The organism is Neoaquamicrobium microcysteis (assembly GCF_008180155.1).
Lineage (GTDB): Bacteria > Pseudomonadota > Alphaproteobacteria > Rhizobiales > Rhizobiaceae > Aerobium > Aerobium microcysteis.
In genome coordinates, this window is the sequence record NZ_VSZS01000067.1 from 430001 (window position 1) to 447211 (window position 17211).

At 65.2% G+C, this 17211-nt stretch carries 13 protein-coding genes (1 of these 13 running past the window's edge); 3 read left to right on the forward strand and 10 right to left on the reverse strand.

The annotated features are described in order from the left end of the window. Positions 1–1773, forward strand: partial view of a M23 family metallopeptidase gene (locus FY036_RS20800; protein WP_148916669.1) — the 3' portion only. Its footprint begins 189 nt before the window's first position; only the last 1773 of its 1962 coding nucleotides appear in the window; the start codon falls outside the window, past its left edge; its stop codon occupies positions 1771–1773. A gap of 57 nt (positions 1774–1830) precedes the next feature. Here the strand turns inward: FY036_RS20800 and FY036_RS20805 are convergent, their stop codons facing one another. Continuing rightward, complete coding sequence (locus tag FY036_RS20805) at positions 1831–3246, reverse strand: L,D-transpeptidase (RefSeq protein WP_148916670.1); 1416 nt, start codon at positions 3244–3246, stop codon at positions 1831–1833. Between the two features lie 240 nt (positions 3247–3486). Between FY036_RS20805 and FY036_RS20810 the strand changes: the two genes are divergently transcribed. After that, positions 3487–4467, forward strand: coding sequence for a YihY/virulence factor BrkB family protein (locus FY036_RS20810; RefSeq protein WP_148916671.1), 981 nt, complete (start codon positions 3487–3489; stop codon positions 4465–4467). 11 nt (positions 4468–4478) lie between these two features. On the opposite strand, the gene FY036_RS20815 is transcribed toward FY036_RS20810, so the two are convergent. The 7 genes from FY036_RS20815 to FY036_RS20845 all read right to left on the reverse strand — a co-directional run bounded on the left by FY036_RS20815 (position 4479) and on the right by FY036_RS20845 (position 14945). After that, positions 4479–5087, reverse strand: coding sequence for a LysE family transporter (locus FY036_RS20815; RefSeq protein WP_148916672.1), 609 nt, complete (start codon positions 5085–5087; stop codon positions 4479–4481). 283 nt (positions 5088–5370) lie between these two features. Continuing rightward, positions 5371–7980, reverse strand: a complete 2610-nt coding sequence (clpB, locus tag FY036_RS20820; protein WP_148916673.1) for an ATP-dependent chaperone ClpB — start codon at positions 7978–7980, stop codon at positions 5371–5373. 218 nt (positions 7981–8198) lie between these two features. Beyond that, on the reverse strand, positions 8199–8897 hold the full coding sequence (locus FY036_RS20825; RefSeq protein ID WP_148916674.1) for a DUF4167 domain-containing protein: 699 nt from the start codon (positions 8895–8897) through the stop codon (positions 8199–8201). Positions 8898–9200: 303 nt separating this feature from the next. Next, the gene (gene prmC / locus FY036_RS20830; RefSeq protein WP_148916675.1) at positions 9201–10073 is read right to left on the reverse strand and encodes a peptide chain release factor N(5)-glutamine methyltransferase; all 873 of its coding nucleotides are present in this window, start codon (positions 10071–10073) and stop codon (positions 9201–9203) included. Between the two features lie 162 nt (positions 10074–10235). After that, entirely contained in the window at positions 10236–11306 is a 1071-nt protein-coding gene (prfA, locus tag FY036_RS20835) for a peptide chain release factor 1 (protein ID WP_148916676.1), read from the reverse strand. A gap of 10 nt (positions 11307–11316) precedes the next feature. Beyond that, positions 11317–13587 carry a phosphoenolpyruvate--protein phosphotransferase gene (ptsP, locus tag FY036_RS20840; RefSeq protein ID WP_148916677.1) on the reverse strand — a complete coding sequence of 757 codons (2271 nt, stop codon included), beginning with the start codon at positions 13585–13587 and terminating at the stop codon, positions 11317–11319. Positions 13588–13670: 83 nt separating this feature from the next. After that, positions 13671–14945, reverse strand: a complete 1275-nt coding sequence (locus tag FY036_RS20845; RefSeq protein WP_148916678.1) for an aspartate kinase — start codon at positions 14943–14945, stop codon at positions 13671–13673. A 208-nt stretch (positions 14946–15153) separates the two neighbouring features. On the opposite strand from FY036_RS20845, the gene ubiG reads away from it, so the two are divergent. Beyond that, complete coding sequence (gene ubiG / locus FY036_RS20850; protein ID WP_148916679.1) at positions 15154–15903, forward strand: bifunctional 2-polyprenyl-6-hydroxyphenol methylase/3-demethylubiquinol 3-O-methyltransferase UbiG; 750 nt, start codon at positions 15154–15156, stop codon at positions 15901–15903. Between the two features lie 21 nt (positions 15904–15924). Here ubiG and FY036_RS20855 read toward each other — a convergent pair whose 3' ends face one another. Both FY036_RS20855 and FY036_RS20860 read right to left on the reverse strand, forming a co-directional pair. Next, complete coding sequence (locus tag FY036_RS20855) at positions 15925–16350, reverse strand: DUF1178 family protein (RefSeq protein ID WP_148916680.1); 426 nt, start codon at positions 16348–16350, stop codon at positions 15925–15927. Continuing rightward, the gene (locus FY036_RS20860) at positions 16347–17207 is read right to left on the reverse strand and encodes a carbon-nitrogen hydrolase family protein (RefSeq protein WP_148916681.1); all 861 of its coding nucleotides are present in this window, start codon (positions 17205–17207) and stop codon (positions 16347–16349) included. The genes FY036_RS20855 and FY036_RS20860 overlap by 4 nt, the downstream gene beginning before the upstream one ends. Positions 17208–17211: the final 4 nt, after the last annotated feature.

Here is a 17211-nt window from a genome sequence, read left to right on the forward strand (position 1 = left end):
CTGGCGACGCCGCCCGAAATTCTCAACCTTGCGTCCTTGGACAACGGCGCCGACAGGGCCGACGCAGCCAAGGCCGACCGGCTGGTCGCCCCGCGCACGCTCACCAACGCCAGCGACCGCCGGCGCATGGAAGTGTCCACCATGACCCGGTCGGGCGATCGCGACGTGGTGCGCACCGTCCCCTTCGTCCAGGTCAAGATGGCTCTGGCCGCCGGCCACACCACAAGCCGCAACTATCCGCCGTTCGATCCGCTGGAAGTTTTCGCCGAAGACGGCGCGGCGCAGGCCGCCGCCCCCAGCACCGGCGTCATCTACGGTGCCAAGGTCGACAGCGAAGTCAGCCTTCGCACCATCGACTTTCCGATCGAGACCGCATCTTTCGAGGAAAGCAGCGCGCTGTCGGCAGAAGAGGTCGAGAGCGTGGTGCGCAACATCGGCGCGATCCTGACCGACGGCGACGTCCAGGTCGCCGCTCTTCATTATGTCGATCCGCAGCGCTTCGGCGAAACGCTCGCCACCCGGACGCTCGGCGCCTCCTACGGCATCCGCATCGTTCCCGAAAACGTCTCGGTCGCCGCACGCGGCTTCGAGGGCGCGACGGCCGACAGCTACGCCGAAGACATCATCCCCTTCCGCATAGAGCGCGAGATCGGCGAGGCGATGGACGAGGCCGGCTATTCCGGTTCGGATTCGGAAGGCATGGCCGAAGCCTTCGCAACGCTGCTGCGGTCTGAAACCATCAAGGCCGGTCACGTCATGCGCCTCGGCATCGAGACGCGGGACGACATCAGCCATATCGTGCGCGCCAGCCTTTACGATGGCCGCCGTCACATCATGACCATCGCGCTGAACGACAGGCGCCAGTATGTCAGGGCCAGCGAGCCCGAGCCCAACCCGGCGGTGCTCGCCGCATTCGACCTCGATCCGCCGGTCGTTCGGGCGCGCGGCGACCTTCCCACCGTCTATGACGGCGTCTACCGGGCGGCCTATTCCTACGGGATGTCGCGGCAGATGACGCGCCAGCTTATCCGGCTGCTGGCCTCGGACGTGGATTATCAGGCGAGGCTGAACCCGACCGACCGCGTCGATGTCTTCTTCTCGCAGCCCGATTCGGAAAACATGGCCACCGACGATTCGGAACTGCTCTACGTGCAGGCGACGTTCGGCGGCAACACGCGCACCTTCTACCGCTTCCAGATGGAAGACGGCGTCATCGACTACTTCGACGAGGAAGGCCGCAGCGCAAGGCAGTTCCTTTTGCGCAACCCGGTGCCGAACGGGCGCTTCACGTCTGGCTTCGGCGGCCGGCGGCATCCCATCCTGGGCTACACCCGCATGCACACCGGCGTCGATTGGGCAGCCCCTCGCGGCACGCCCATCATCGCATCGGGCAACGGCGTGGTTGAAGAAGCCGGCTGGAGCGGCGGCTACGGCCGGCAGACCATCATCCGCCACGCGAACGGCTACAAGACTTCATACAGCCACCAGCACGCCATCGCCGAAGGCGTGGTCGCCGGCGCGCGCATCCGGCAGGGCCAGGTCATCGGCTATGTCGGCTCTACCGGCCTGTCGAGCGGCAACCACCTCCACTACGAGCTGATGGTCAACGGCACCAAGGTCGATCCGATGCGCGTGCGCCTGCCGGTCGAGCGCGTGCTGAACGGCGAGGAGCTCGAAGCTTTCCTCGCCGAGCGCGAGCGTATCGACACATTGCTGAAAGAGCAGGAATCGCCCGGCCTGAAGCTCGCCAGCGCGAGGCTTGGCGGGGAGTAGCGAAGATGGCCTGAGCCGCGCTGAGATGCGGTCAGGCCAAGCGCCAATTGCCAGCGGCTATTCTACGAACTCCACAGTCGCGCCGACCTGCACCATCTTGGCGAGCTCCTGCGCGTCCCAGTTGGTCAGCCGGATGCAGCCATTGGATTCGGTCTTGCCAATCTTCGACGGCTCCGGAGTCCCGTGGATGCCGTAGGTCGGCTTAGACAGCGCGATCCACACCGTGCCGACAGGTCCGTTCGGTCCCGGCGGGATGCGCAGCACGCTGGTGTTGTTGCCCTGCTGGAAATTGATCCGCGGATTGTAGGTGTATTCCGGGTCCAGCGCGATGCGCTCCACCTTGTGGGTGCCGGTCGGCGAAGGCGTCGCCGCCGAGCCGATGGTCGACGGATAGATCGCCACCAGCTTTCCATCCTCGCCATAGGCGCGAACCTGCCGCTTGCCCTTGTCGGCGACGATGCGCGTCACCTTTGCGGTGCGCTGCTTGCCGACATTGGCAACGCGGATGATCGTACCAGGCCGGTCGAAATTGACGCCGGGGTTCAGTGCGACGAGGTAGCGCTCGTCCATATGGAAGCGCTCGGCCAGCATTTCGGTCACCGACACGAAGCCCATGCGCTCCATCTGGGCCTTCTCGCCGTAATCGTCGGGGATGGACGCCACGAACGGACCGGCCGCATCGACCGCGGTGATTTCGTAGTTCTGGAACGCGTCGCCGCCGGTCGCCTGCAGCTGCGCCTCCACATATTCCTGATCGTAGGTGCGAAGCGTCTCGCCCGTCAGTTCGCGATAGGCGGCAATGGCCTTGTTGACGTTGTCGCCGATCCGCCCGTCGATCACGCCCGGCGAGGCGCCGACACGATCGAGCAGCACCTGTATCTTCGCGATCTCCTCGGTCGCGCCGGCGCGGCCGGGCTCGGGCTGCTGGGTGACGTCCGGCAGCGAACCCGTTGCGGGAGGCTGTTCGATAATCGATCCGGGCTGCCGGTCGTCGGGGATCGCGACCATGTCGTTCTCGTCCAGCGACCGCCGTTCGATCGTGTCGTTCTGCACCGGCGGCTGATCGGGCCGGTACCACGGGTCCTCACGGGCGAATTCGTCCTCATAGCCGTAATCGTCCTGCGGATAGACCGGCTCCGGCAGGCGGCGGAAATCGTCGTAGCGGGGAAGCGGGTCCATCGAAGGATAGGGCTCGCGGCCGAGCTGGCGCATCCGTTCCTCGCGGTGTGCCCGCGCAAAGTCGTCGCGCGGCGGCTCGACATCGTAGCGCGGGCGGTAGATCGGCTCCTCCTCGAAGCGCCGGAACGATCCGCGCGGCTCGCGGATTTCGACCACCTCGCCCGTATAGGGGTCCAGCAGAACCTGGCGGCCATACTGATCGTAGAATATCTCGACCTCGCGCGGCTGCGCGTTGGCCTCGACGGCGAGGCCCACAAACAAAACTGCCGTGAAAGAGAGAAGTCTGCCGATCATTCCTGTTTGTCCCAATTACCCTGCATGCCTGATGATTTGTGAACGATGCGACATGAACGGGACATGAAGATGGCGAACAACCGGTTAACGATCCGGTAACCCTGCTGCCCTCGCGGCCCCGATAACGTGGACGTTTCTGACGCATCGGCCTTCCGACGCATCTTGTCCGCAAATTACGGAACCTCACCGCCGCCCGGCTATTCCCCAATGAGTATGGACTGGAGGGGTTGCGCCAAGACTATGCGTTCGCAAAAGCTTGAACATGACAGGATTGACGACGACCGGGGCCGCCGCGCTGTCTCGCCGTCGCAGATACCGGCCCGCGGCTGGATGGATATAGCCGGCCGCATGTGGCGGTCCGTCAACGAGGATCGCGTGATGCTGGTTGCAGGCGGCGCGACCTTCTATCTGTTGCTGGCGCTGTTTCCGGCGTTGACCGCCTTCGTCTCCGCCTATGGTTTGTTCGCCGATGTCTCCACCGTCACGCAGCACGTGGCGACTTTGGGAGCGCTCGTGCCGGCGGAGGGCCTGCAGATCATCGCCGACCGGCTCGAAAGCCTGGCCACCCAGGACAGCGGCGCGCTTGGCTTCGGCATCCTGTTCGGCCTGCTCGTCGCTTTCTGGAGCGCCAACAACGGGGTCAAGTCGCTGTTCGAGGCTCTGAACATCGCCTACGGCGAGAACGAGAAGCGTTCCTTCCTCAAGCTCAACCTCATCGCATTCGGCTTCACGCTCGGCGCGATGTTCGCAGCCGCCATCCTGATCGCGGCGATCGGCGTGGTGCCCGTCGTCCTCGCCATCCTGCGGCTGGGAAGCTGGTCGGAACTGCTGATTGGCGCGCTTCGCTGGCCGGTTCTGTTTCTCATCATCGGGTCCGGCATTACCCTGCTCTACCGCTACGGCCCCAGCCGAGAACCGGCGAAGTGGCGCTGGCTCACCTGGGGAAGCACCGTCGCCACCTTGATCTGGGTTTTCGCCTCGTGGGGGTTCTCGTTCTACCTTCAGAGTTTCGCCGACTATGAGGCGACCTACGGATCGCTCGGCGCGATCATCGGCTTTCTCATGTGGACGTGGATATCGGTCATCATCCTTATTCTCGGCGCCAAGCTGAATGCGGAGATGGAGCATCAGACAGCGGTGGATTCCACCGACGGCGCACCGCAGCCCATGGGAAAGCGCGGCGCCTTCATGGCCGACACGCTGGGCAAGCGGAGCGACTAGAGCCTTTCCAGCTACATGGCCGCATAGGCATTGGCCGCCATGGCGAGAAATGCACCTCCCAGCACGACATTCAGCCAGGGGCGAACGCGCAGGTGCAGCCGGCGCAGCCGCTCTGCCGAGAACGCCAGTGCGACCGCGCCGAACCAGCACAGCGCGACCGCGAATACCGCCGACGCGCCCAGAAGCGGCGAACAGCCGCCGCCAGCGCAAGCCGGCGTGACGGCCATACCGAGGAAGAACGCGGCGGTGATCGGGTTGGTGGCTGCGGTGACCAGTCCGATCCTGAAACAGGACAGGCCCGAGATCGCCGAGGGAGCAGGCATGTTCGGGGCCAGCACGCTGCACCACAGCAGGCTGGCTCCCATATAGCCGAGCACGAGAATGAAGCAGAGGTTCAGCGCCCACAGCATCGCATCGACGGATGCCAGCGCCTGTCCGGCGGAAAGGGCGAAACCTGAAAGCGTGGCGGCGCCCACCGCGACGCCAACTGCCGAGAGAACCGCGTGGCACCGTCTCTCCGTCAGGCTGACCTGGCTGACGACGAGGAAGTTCGCGCCCGGCAGGGCCGCCACCAGCGCATAGGCGCCTGCAATCGCGGTGAAGACGGATATCGAGCTCATCTGGTCCCTCGCACGGAGGGGGATAAGAGTGTTTTCGCCCGAGGTCGTCCTCACCCGAAAAGGGGAAAGCGGAAGAAGTTTCGCGCATTTCGCGAGCACGTCGCCGGTACGCAACCAAAAAAAGCCCCCGCTTTCGCGAGGGCTTTTGTGTCTACGGTGATCGTTCGGCCTAGAGCATGTTGCAGTCGGGTGGAATCACCCGGCGTCGCATACATGCGGCTAAACCAACAGGTTAGACCATGATGTCGTCCGAAAACCGGTTCCCACTTTTCGGCATCATGGCCTAAGCCGCCTCGGCGTCCTCGCCGACGGCATTCACTTTCGAGCGGAAGTTCAGCCGGTCCGAACCGGCGGTGATCTTCACCGTCGACCCGTCGAGGATGTCGCCCAGCAGGATCTTCTCGGCCAGCGGGTCCTGAAGCTCCTTCTGGATCACGCGCTTGAGCGGGCGTGCGCCATAGGCCGGGTCGTAGCCCTTGTCGGCCAGCCACTGGATCGCGTCGGCATCGAGGTCGAGCACGATCTTGCGGTCGGCGAGCAGGCCCTCCAGCCGCTTGAGCTGGATTTCGACGATGCGGCCCATATCCTGCCGGCGCAGGCGATGGAACAGGATCACCTCGTCCACGCGGTTGAGGAATTCCGGCCGGAACGACGCCTTGACGACCCCCATCACCTCATCGCGAACCTTGTCCACGTCCTCGTTCTCGGCCAGCGAGACGAGATATTCCGCGCCGAGGTTCGACGTCATGATGATGAGCGTGTTGCGGAAATCGACCGTGCGGCCCTGCCCGTCGGTCAGCCGTCCGTCGTCCAGCACCTGCAGCAGCACGTTGAAGACATCGGGATGCGCCTTTTCGATCTCGTCGAACAGGATCACCTGATACGGCCTGCGCCGCACGGCTTCCGTCAGCGCGCCGCCTTCCTCATAGCCGACATAGCCGGGAGGAGCGCCGATCAGCCGGGCGACCGAGTGCTTCTCCATGAACTCCGACATGTCGATGCGCACCATCGCCGTCTCGTCGTCGAACAGGAACGCGGCCAGCGCCTTGGTCAGCTCGGTCTTGCCGACACCGGTAGGTCCGAGGAACATGAACGAGCCGATCGGCCGGTTCGGATCCTGCAGGCCCGCGCGCGCGCGCCGTACCGCCTTCGACACGGCCTGCACCGCCTCGCCCTGCCCCACCACGCGCCGGCCGATCTCGTCTTCCATGCGCAGCAGTTTCTCGCGCTCGCCCTCCAGCATCTTGTCGACCGGAATGCCGGTCCAGCGCGACACGATGTGCGCGATTTCGCCGGATGTTACAGTCTCGCCGCCAGACGAAAGTTCAGCTTCCTGTGACTCGGCTTCGGCGAGGCGTTTCTCCAGCTCGGGGATACGGCCATAGGCCAGTTCGCCCGCCTTCTGGAACTCGCCCTGACGCTGCGCGATGGCGAGTTCGTTGCGCACATCGTCAAGCTGGCGCTTCAGATCGGCGGCCTGTCCGCGCGCCTGCTTATCGGCCTGCCACTTGGCGGTCCTGGCGGCCGATTCTTCTTCCAGGCCGGCAAGCTGCTCTTCGATGCGCACCAGCCTGTCCCGGGAAGCGGCATCCGTCTCCTTCTTCAAAGCTTCGCGCTCGATCTTGAGCTGCATGATGCGCCGATCGACCTCATCAAGGTCTTCCGGCTTGGAATCCGCCTGCATGCGCACGCGCGATGCGGCTTCATCGACCAGGTCGATCGCCTTGTCGGGCAAGAAACGGTCGCTGATGTAACGGTCGGATAAGGTCGCCGCCGCGACGAGCGCGGAGTCGGCAATGCGCACCTCGTGATGCTGCTCGTACTTCTCCTTAAGCCCGCGCAGGATTGAGATGGTATCTTCGACCGTCGGCTCCTTGATGAACACCGGCTGGAAGCGGCGGGCGAGTGCCGCGTCCTTTTCGACATGCTTGCGGTATTCCTCCAGCGTGGTTGCACCCACGCAGTGCAGTTCGCCGCGCGCCAGCGCCGGCTTGAGCAGGTTGGAGGCATCCATCGCGCCGTCCGCCTTGCCCGCGCCCACCAGCGTGTGCATCTCGTCGATGAACAAGATGATGTTGCCGTCGGCCGACTGCACTTCAGACAGCACGGCCTTCAGCCGCTCCTCGAACTCGCCGCGATATTTCGCGCCGGCGATCAGCGAGCCCATGTCGAGCGCCATCAGCTGCTTGTCCTTGAGCGATTCGGGCACGTCGCCGTTGACGATGCGCAGCGCCAAGCCCTCGGCGATGGCCGTCTTGCCGACGCCCGGCTCGCCGATCAGCACCGGATTGTTCTTGGTGCGCCGCGACAGCACCTGGATGGTGCGGCGGATTTCGTCGTCGCGCCCGATGACAGGGTCGAGCTTGCCCGCACGGGCGTCTGCCGTCAGGTCGCGCGCATACTTCTTCAGCGCATCGTAACCCTGCTCGGCAGAGGCCGAATCCGCAGTGCGGCCCTTGCGGATCTCGTTGATGGCCTGGTTGAGCGCCGTCGGCGTCACGCCGGCCTTGGCGAGGATGTCGGCGCTCTTGGCCGACTTCTCCATCGCCAGCGCCTGCACCAGCCGCTCGACGGTCACGAAACTGTCGCCGGCCTTCTTGGCCAGATCCTCGGCGGTGGAAAACACCTTGGCGAGCGGCTGGGCGAGGTAGAGCTGCCCGTTGCCGCCTTCCACCTTCGGCAGCGCCTCGATCGCGGCCTCGACGCCGAGGCGCGCATCCTTCGGCTTTCCGCCGGCACGCTCGATCAGCGAGGCGGCAAAGCCTTCCTCGTCGTCGATCAGCACCTTGAGGATGTGTTCGGGCGTGAACTGCTGGTGATTGCGCGAAAGCGCGAGGGTCTGGGCCGACTGGATGAAGCCCCGAACGCGCTCGGAGTATTTCTCGATGTTCATTTGCGTCTCCATTCCGTCACCGACCCGCTACGCGGCATCGGATCAGATTTTAGGTGACGGACCCCCAAGGACAATGACGAAAGTCAAGTAGCCGCTGCGGCAGGCCCAGTTGCGGCGGATATGGGTATGTTTTCCCATGACCTCAAGACGAGAAATGCCCGCAAAAACGAAAAACGGCGGGACAAGCCCGCCGTTCCTCGAAGTTCATCGTCGCGCACTCACTGCGCGGCTTCGGTGACCGGCTCTTCGCTGCCAGAAGGCTGCTCTTCACCGGCGGCCTCGCCTGCCTTCACGCGCGGGCGGCGCGGACGGCGCGGCTTGCGCGGGGCGGCCTCGCCCTGCGCTTCCTCGCCGGATGCGGGCGCTTCGTCAGCCTGCCCGGCCTCAATGGCGGCCGGAGCCTGCTCCATCGAGCCCTGCTTCAGCGCCACTTCGGCCGGTACGCCGTCGATCACCGGCTGCGGGCCGGCGCCGTTCTGGCGGTCGTTGTTGCGTTCGCCGTTGCGGTTGTTGTGGCGCTCGTTGTTGCGGTTCTGATGCTGCTGGGACGGCTGCTCGTTGCCGGAGGACGTGTAGCCCTCGTCGCCATCCTCGTTTTCATCGTCCTCGTCACGCTGGTTGCGCACCTGTTGCTGCGGCATGTGTTCCTGCGCGGCCATGATGATGCGGTTGTAGTGCTCGGCGTGCTGAAGGTAGTTCTCAGCCATAACGCGGTCGCCGGAGCTCTGGGCGTCACGGGCGAGCGTGGTGTATTTTTCGGCGATCTGCTGCGCGGACCCGCGGATTTTGACGTCCGGGCCGTTGCTCTCGTAGCTGCGGGTTAGCGGGTTGGGGCCCTTGCGGTTGGGATTGTTGTTATTGTTATTGTTGTTGTTCCCGCCGCGTCCCCGCATGCGCCTGTTCTGCTGTGGCCTCATTAGTATCTCTTCTTTTGAGAATGCTGTCGTTCCGGAGAGGCGGCCATAGCCACCTGCTTCACGTTTGGTGTTGGCGACCAGCCGCGGGAACCGCGCCACCGCCACGTCGATCCCTGTTTCGATTCATGTTACTTGCCGGACGTTCCCCGCACGAAGTCAAGGCGTCTTTCACGCAAGAAGGCAGTTTGTTCCTTGGGAACCGAATCGATAACAGCACTGCCTGCTTCGTCTCATCCGGTAGCGGGAAACTATCTTCAATATCCATCCTTGCCAAGCGGTTTTTTGCACTGCGCCAATCCGCACTCAGCGGCGGAAGGCCAAGGCTCTCAACACCCCACCGAGATCGTGTGCTGCACCTGCCCGCATGAAACCTTCGCTCTTGAAAATGGCCGGCACGGTTTCGCTCTGGTCGTATCCGATTTCTACCGCCACGATGCCGTTATCTTCTAGATGCCGTGCTGCGCCTGCGGCAATCGCACGATACGCGTCCAGTCCATCGGATCCACCGTCCAGCGCGGCAAGCGGATCATGGTCCCGCACCTCGCGCTCCAGTGACGGAATATCGTTCGACGCTATATAGGGCGGATTTGAGACGATGATGTGAAATCGCCCGTCGATCGCTGAAAACCAGTTCGACCGCACCGCCAGGAAGCGTCCTGCGTTACCGGTCATATCGGCATTGGCGGCAGCCGTTGCAAGCGCATCGTTCGAAATATCGGTGCCGACGGCCCGCGCACGCGCTTCCTGGCTCAGCAGCGCCAGCGCTATCGCGCCGGTGCCGGTGCCCATGTCGAGGATACGGCACGCGCCATGCTGTTCGGCCATGGCCCTCGCATGCGGCAGCACCAGGTCGACCAGCGCCTCGGTGTCCGGCCGTGGCTCCAGTGTGCCGGCGGACAGCGCCAGCCGCATGCCGTAGAAGTCGCGCGCACCGATGATGCGGTGAACCGGCTCCCCCGCCAGCCGTTGTTCGAGCGCCGCCAGCGCCGCATCGACCCTGTCTTGCGAAACCGCCCGCTCGGGGTCCAGCACCGCATCCGACCGCGTGGTGCCGGTAAAATGCTCGACGATCAGCCGTGCTTCGAGCGCCGCGTCCGGCCTGCCGTCGTCCTGGAGTGCCGTCCGTATGTGGCGCAGGAGAGCTCCAAGCGCCGGCCTGATGCCATCCTCAGCCATGCGCCATCCCAGAGCAGAAGCTGGCGTCCATTTCGGACCCCCACCCCTTACCCCTCCCCTCAAGGGAGAGGGAGACTTTGGCAGGTCGTGTACAGAACCTCCCTCCCCCTTGAGGGGAGGGGTAAGGGGTGGGGGTAATTCGTGGCGCGAGAGGCACCAGCCCTACCCCATCTCCGTCAGCAGCTTCGACTGGTGGTCGGCGATCAGCGCATCGACGATCTCGTCGAGTTCGCCCATCATCACCCGGTCGAGCTTGTAGAGAGTCAGGTTGATGCGGTGGTCGGTCACGCGGCCCTGCGGGAAATTGTAGGTGCGAATGCGTTCCGAGCGGTCGCCCGAGCCCACCTGAAGCCGCCGCGCCTCCGAGCGCTCGCCCGCGGCCTTCTCGCGCTCCATGTCGTAGAGCCGCGCACGCAGGATCTGCATCGCCTTGGCGCGGTTCTGGTGCTGCGACTTCTCCGCCGACACCACCATGATCCCCGTCGGTAGGTGGGTGATGCGCACGGCCGAATCGGTCGTGTTGACGTGCTGGCCGCCCGCACCCGAGGCGCGCATCGTGTCGATGCGGATATCCTCGTTGCGGATTTCGATGTCGACGTCCTCGGCCTCCGGCAGCACGGCCACCGTAGCCGCCGAGGTGTGGATGCGGCCGCCCGCCTCCGTCTCCGGCACGCGCTGGACCCGGTGCACGCCCGATTCGAACTTCATATGCGCGAACACGCCCTTGCCCGACACCGACGCGATGATTTCCTTGAAACCGCCGACCTCGCCCTCGCTGGCGGAAACGAGCTCCACCTTCCAGCCCTTAGAAGAGGCGTAGCGTTCGTACATGCGGTAGAGATCGCCGGCAAAAAGGGCGGCCTCGTCACCGCCGGTGCCGGCGCGAATTTCGAGGATGGCGTTCTTCTGGTCTGCGGCATCCTTGGGCAGCAGCAGAACCTGGATGTCCTTCTGCAGCGCCTCGATGCGCTCTTCCACGCCCGGCATGTCGGCCTCGGCCAGCGCGCGCATGTCCGCGTCCATCGTCTTGTCCGCGAGCATCGCTTCCAGATCGGCCAGCTCGCCTTCCGCGCCGCGCAGTTCCTTGATCTTGGCAGCCATCTCCTGAAGATCGGAATATTCCGAAGCCAGCTTGACGTAGACGTCCGGCTCCGGCCCGGCCGCCATCTGCGCCTCGAGCATTTCGAAGCGTTTCAGGACCTGGTCCATCCGGTCGCGTGGCAGTTCGATCATGGAATATCCTTCAAAGAGGAATGTCGTGCGCGGACGCGAATTCGTGCAGCATGGCGCGCACGTCCCTGTCGCTGGTCGGCGCATCCAGCGTCTCGTCCATCAGCGCGGTCAGCTCGCCGAGCGTCAGCTCGGTCAGCATCGCCTTAACCGGGCCGATCGCCGCCGCCGACATCGATATGGCCCGATAGCCGATCCCCAGAAGCGCGAGCGCACTGATCGGCCGGCCGGCCAGTTCGCCGCACAGCGTCACCGATGTGCCGGTCTTTTCGCCGGTCCGCGCGATCTGCCGCAAAAGCCGCAGGAAAGGCACCGAGATCGGGTCGAAACGGCCGGCAAGCTGGGTATTGCCCCGGTCGGTGGCGGTGACGAACTGGAACAGGTCGTTGGAACCGACGGAGACGAAGTCCACCGCCCCCATCACCTCCTCGAGCTGCCACATCAGCGACGGCACCTCGATCATCGCGCCGAGCTTGAGGCTCGTCGGCAGATGATGGGCGAAGCGCGACAGATGCCGCACTTCCTTGTCGATGATCTCGCGCGCCTGCCTGATCTCGGAAAGCTCGGTCACCATGGGCAGCATCACGCGCAGCTCGCGCCCGCCGGCAGCCTTCAGCAGGGCGCGCATCTGCGTGCGCAACAGGCCCGGCCGGTCGAGCGTCAGGCGCACTGCGCGCCAGCCCAGCGCCGGATTTTCCTCCTGCCCGACACCCTTGAAGTAGGGCAGCACCTTGTCGCCGCCGATGTCGATGGTGCGGAAGGTCACCGGCTTGTCGCGCGCCGCGTCCAGCACATCGCGATAGAGCTTCTCCTGCGCCTCGGCACGCGGGAAGGTCGAGGCCACCATGAACTGCAGCTCGGTGCGGAACAGGCCGATGCCCGCGGCGCCCGATTCGGCCAGTTGCGGCAGGTCGACCGCGAGACCCGCATTCATCATCAGGTCGATATGCACCCCGTCGCGGGTGACGGACGGCTTGTCGCGCAGCTCGCGATAGAGTTCCTGCCGGCGGGCGCGGAACCGCACCTTCTCGGCATAGGCCGCCTCGACGTCGGACTGCGGACGCAGGTGTACCACCCCGTCCTCGCCATCAACGATGATCGCGTCGCCGTTCTCCGACATGGAGACCGCGCCCTTCATCTGCCCGGTGACGGGAATGCCCATCGCACGCGCGACGATGACGACGTGGCTGGTGACGGCGCCTTCTTCAAGCACCAGCCCGCGCAGCTTCTCGCGCGGATAGTCCAGCAGCTCCGCCGCGCCCATCGAGCGCGCCACGATGATGGCGTCGCGCGGCAGCTGGCCCGCCAGCGCTTCGGGCCCGTGTCCCATCAGCATGCGCAGCAGCCGGTTGGCGAGATCGTCGAAATCGCTCATCCGCTCGCGCAGATAGGGGTCGGTCATGTGCATCATGCGCGCACGCATGTCGCTCTGCACCTTTTCCACCGCCGCTTCCGCAGTAAGGCCGTTGCGAACGGCTTCCTCCAGCCGGCGCACCCAGCCCCGGTCGTTGGCGAACATCCGGTAGGCTTCCAGCACCTCGCGGTGCTCGCCCTCGAAAGCCACCTCGCGACGAGAAAGCATGTCGTCGATGGAGAGCCTCAGCGAGCCCAGCGCCGTCTCCAGCCGCTGGAGTTCCTCGTCGCTGTCCTCGTTGAAGAGGTTGGTGACGACGATGCGCGGCTCGTGCAGCACCACATGGCCGAGCCCGACGCCCTCGTTGAAGCTCATGCCCTTGATGGTCACCGGCCGCGACAGGTCGAGCTCGAGGCCGGGCCGCGTCAGCCGCGAGAGGTCGCCCGTGGCGATCATCTCCGCGATCACCATCGCGGTCGTTTCCAGCGCCTCCACCTCGTCCTCGCGATACTGGCGCATGGTGCGGTTCTGCACCACCAGCACCCCGAGCGTACGTCCGGCACGAAGCACCGGCACGCCGAGGAAGGAGTTGTAGATTTCCTCGCCCGTCTCCGGCAGGTAGGCGAAGGCGGGGTGCTTCTGCGCGTCCGAAAGGTTCAGCGGCCGCGCGCTTGCGGCGATGGTGCCGACGAGACCCTGCCCCAGCCGCAGCTGGGCAAGGTGGACCGAGCCGGGGTTGAGACCTTCGGTGGCGTAGAGCTCCAGCACGCCGTCGGCCCGCAGCACGTAGAGCGAGCACACTTCGGCGACCATGTTCTGGGCGATGTGATGCACGATCCGGTCGAGCCGTGCCTGCGGCTCGAGCGCTTCGGCCATGAGTTCGCGAAGCCGTCTCAGCAATAGGCGCGGGCCTGCGGCCGTGTCACGCATCGCGCATCTTTCTCCAACGCCGGGCGAGGCGGCACGGGCCTCCCCGGTCGCCTCCGTGTCCGGCCATGCCGGTGTATCGTCGTCTACTGCTTATCCAGACCGTAGACGGAATGCAAAGTGCGAACGGCAAGTTCTGTGTACGGGCCGTCGATCAGGATCGATATCTTGATCTCGGAAGTCGTGATGGCGCGGATGTTGATGCCCTTTTCCGACAGCGCCCGGAATGCCGTCGCGGCCACGCCGGCATGGCTTCTCATGCCGATGCCGATCACCGAAACCTTCGACATGCCGTCGTCGTGCTGCACGGCGTCAAAGCCGATCGTTGCCCTGCCCTTCTCGAGCACGGCCAGCGCCTTTCCGACGTCGCCCGACGGCACGGTGAACGTCATGTCGGTGAACGAGCCGTCCTCCGAGATGTTCTGGACGATCATGTCGACATTGATGCCGGCTTCCGCCAGCGGCCCGAAGATGCCTGCGGCGACGCCCGGCCGGTCGGAGACGCGGCGCAGCGATATCTGTGCCTCGTCCTTGGCGTAGGCGATGCCGGTGACGACTTGCTGTTCCACGATTTCATCCTCGTCGCAAATGAGGGTTCCGGGCGGGTTGTCGAAATCGCCCATGCCGGGCGCGTCCGGATCCTCGAATGAAGAACGCACGAAGGTGCGCACCTTGTGCACCATGGCAAGCTCGACCGAGCGCACCTGCAGCACCTTTGCCCCCAGCGAGGCCATCTCCAGCATTTCCTCGAAGGAGATGCGCGAAAGCCGGCGCGCCTTGGGCTCGATGCGCGGGTCGGTGGTGTAGACGCCGTCGACATCGGTATAGATGTCGCAGCGGTCGGCCTTCACGGCGGCCGCGATGGCCACCGCGCTGGTGTCGGAACCGCCGCGCCCCAGCGTCGAGATGCGGTTGTCGGGCGCGATGCCCTGGAAACCGGCGATGACGGCCACCTGCCCCTCGCCGAAGCGCTGCACCAGGAACGACCCGTCGATATCCTGTATGCGCGCCGCGCCATGGGCTCCGTCGGTCTTGATCGGGATTTGCCAGCCCTGCCAGGATCTGGCATGCACGCCCATCGACTGCAGCACCAGCGCCAGCAGGCCGGAGGTGACCTGCTCGCCCGAGGCGACCACGGCGTCGTATTCGCGTGCGTCGTAGATGTTGAAGTTGGAGCCTTCGGCCTTCGATGCGTCCTGCACCCACCCGACCAGCTCGTTGGTCTTGCCCGACATGGCGGAGACGACGACGGCGACCTCGTGGCCGGCATCGACCTCGCGTTTGACATGCCGCGCCACGTTGCGGATGCGGGCGATGTCGGCGACCGAAGTCCCGCCGAATTTCATCACGATGCGCGCCATGGAAACGACAGGTCCCTGCGGTACGGTCCGGGCCCGGTCGGCAGACCGGTAGCCCCCGGAAATCTGAAATGAAAACGCCCCGGCAAGGCGAGGCGCGAATGCGCCGGTTCCATAGCCAAATCTGGCTCCCACCGCAAGCGACCGCCCTGCCATGGCTTGACTTTCGCGCCGCCCTCCCCGACTTCATTGCGTCGAAGGAGACCATGACATGCCAGAAGCCCGACGAACGACCATCGATGCCGGCGAAGTGGAACGCTTCTCGGCGATGGCTGCGGAATGGTGGAACCCCAACGGCAAGTTCCGCCCCCTGCACAAGTTCAACCCGGTCCGTCTGGCCTATATCCGCGATCAGGTTGCGGCCCGCTTCGGGCGGGATCCGCGCGCTGCCAGGCCGTTCGAGGGTCTGCGCTTTCTCGACATCGGCTGCGGCGGCGGCCTCCTGTGCGAGCCGATGGCGCGGCTGGGTGCCGAAGTGGTCGGCGCGGACGCATCCGAGACGAACATCGAGGTGGCGCGGCTGCATGCGGCCGAAAGCGGCGTGAAGATCGACTATCGCGCCGAGACGGCGGAGGCGCTGGCCGATGCGGGGGAACGCTTCGACGTGGTGCTCAACATGGAAGTGGTGGAGCACGTCGCCGACGTGGACTTCTTCATCGCCAAGTGCGCCGAGCTGGTGAAGCCGGACGGCATCATGTTCGTGGCCACCATCAACCGCACGTTCAAGGCGCTCGGCCTCGCCATCGTCGGCGCGGAATACGTGCTGCGCTGGCTGCCGCGCGGCACCCACCAGTACGGCAAGCTGGTGAAGCCCGAGGAGCTGGAGCGCGCGCTGTCGGCCGCCGGCATGGCGATAACAGACCGCACGGGCGTCACCTACAATCCTCTCGCCGACCGCTGGGGCCGATCGAAGGACATGGACGTCAACTACATGGTTCTGGCCGAAAAGCGCGCGCAGTAGCTGCCCATCGCCGGCAGCGGATCAATTCTGGTCGTCCGGGAACACCGGCAGCGGCATGAACTCGACGCCCTCGTCGATCAGGCTCCGCGCTTCATCGGCGGTGGCCTCGCCGTAGATGCCGCGCGCTTCCGTTTCGCCGAAATGGATCTTGCGCGCTTCCTCGGCGAACTTGTCGCCGACATAGTCGGCATTCTCGCGCGCTTTTGCTGCCATGGCCTTGAGCTGGGCAAGCGCCTTGCGCTGCTCCTCGCCCATGGCCAGCGCGATCTTGTCGTTCTTGCGCCCGGTCGAGACCGCAGGCGCCATCAGCGCCTTGTCGACCTTGGGTGAATGACAGACCGGGCAGGTCACCAGCCCGCGCTTCTTCTGCTTGTCGAAATCGTCGCCGTTGCGAAACCATCCGTCGAAGGAGTGGTCCGCATCGCAGACGAGCGAGAAAAGGATCATGATGCCTTCCTGTGCCCGGTTTCGGCGTCGGCGACCTTCACCTCGAAGTCGCGCGCGTTCTTCAGGTTGGGCACCTTGCCGCGCGCCTGCGCGGAAGCCGACGGGTCGATGTCGGCGATGACGACGGCAGGCTCGTCATGGTCGGCTTCTGCCAGGATGCGGCCCCACGGATCGACGATCAGCGAATGGCCGTAGGTCTCGCGGCCGTCCTCGTGCACCCCGCCCTGCGCCGCCGAAATCACGAACGCGCCGTTCTCGATGGCGCGGGCGCGCTGGAGCACGTGCCAATGCGCGGCACCGGTCTGGCGTGTGAAGGCCGCCGGCATGGTCAGCGCCTGCGCGCCGGCCATCGCCTGCGCCCGGAAAAGCTGCGGAAACCGCACATCGTAGCAAACCGCCATGCCCAGCCGCGCGAACGGCAGGTCGACCAGCATCGCCGCCGTGCCCGGCTCGTAGGTCGCCGATTCGCGCCAGCTCTCGCCATTGTCGAGGTCGACGTCGAACATGTGGATCTTGTCGTAGGTGGCGATCTTCGCGCCGTCCGGGCCGAAGATGAAGCCCCGATTGGCGACCTTCCCGTCTGGCCGCGCGATCGCCGTGGAGCCGACATGAACGAAGATGCCAAGCTCGCCCGCCAGCCGGGCCGCCGCCAGCGCGACAGGGTCGTCCGCTTCGGGTTTCAGCAGCGCCTTCAAGCTCGCCCGGTCGCGCACCAGCGCCCCGGTCATCTCCGGCGACTGCACATAGGTCGCACCCTGCCCTGCGGCATCGCGCACCAGCGCCTCGAAATCCGCGACATTGCGCATCGGGTCGGTGCCCGAGCGCATCTGCAAGGCGGCTACCCTGGTCGTCGTCATGCTT

Coding starts and splice junctions, on each gene's coding strand:
- FY036_RS20805 (WP_148916670.1), bottom strand. CDS start 3,246: ATGATCGGCAGACTTCTCTCTTTCACGGCAGTTTTGTTTGTGGGCCTC.
- FY036_RS20810 (WP_148916671.1), top strand. CDS start 3,487: ATGCGTTCGCAAAAGCTTGAACATGACAGGATTGACGACGACCGGGGC.
- FY036_RS20815 (WP_148916672.1), bottom strand. CDS start 5,087: ATGAGCTCGATATCCGTCTTCACCGCGATTGCAGGCGCCTATGCGCTG.
- clpB (WP_148916673.1), bottom strand. CDS start 7,980: ATGAACATCGAGAAATACTCCGAGCGCGTTCGGGGCTTCATCCAGTCG.
- FY036_RS20825 (WP_148916674.1), bottom strand. CDS start 8,897: ATGAGGCCACAGCAGAACAGGCGCATGCGGGGACGCGGCGGGAACAAC.
- prmC (WP_148916675.1), bottom strand. CDS start 10,073: ATGGCTGAGGATGGCATCAGGCCGGCGCTTGGAGCTCTCCTGCGCCAC.
- prfA (WP_148916676.1), bottom strand. CDS start 11,306: ATGATCGAACTGCCACGCGACCGGATGGACCAGGTCCTGAAACGCTTC.
- ptsP (WP_148916677.1), bottom strand. CDS start 13,587: ATGCGTGACACGGCCGCAGGCCCGCGCCTATTGCTGAGACGGCTTCGC.
- FY036_RS20845 (WP_148916678.1), bottom strand. CDS start 14,945: ATGGCGCGCATCGTGATGAAATTCGGCGGGACTTCGGTCGCCGACATC.
- ubiG (WP_148916679.1), top strand. CDS start 15,154: ATGCCAGAAGCCCGACGAACGACCATCGATGCCGGCGAAGTGGAACGC.
- FY036_RS20855 (WP_148916680.1), bottom strand. CDS start 16,350: ATGATCCTTTTCTCGCTCGTCTGCGATGCGGACCACTCCTTCGACGGA.
- FY036_RS20860 (WP_148916681.1), bottom strand. CDS start 17,207: ATGACGACGACCAGGGTAGCCGCCTTGCAGATGCGCTCGGGCACCGAC.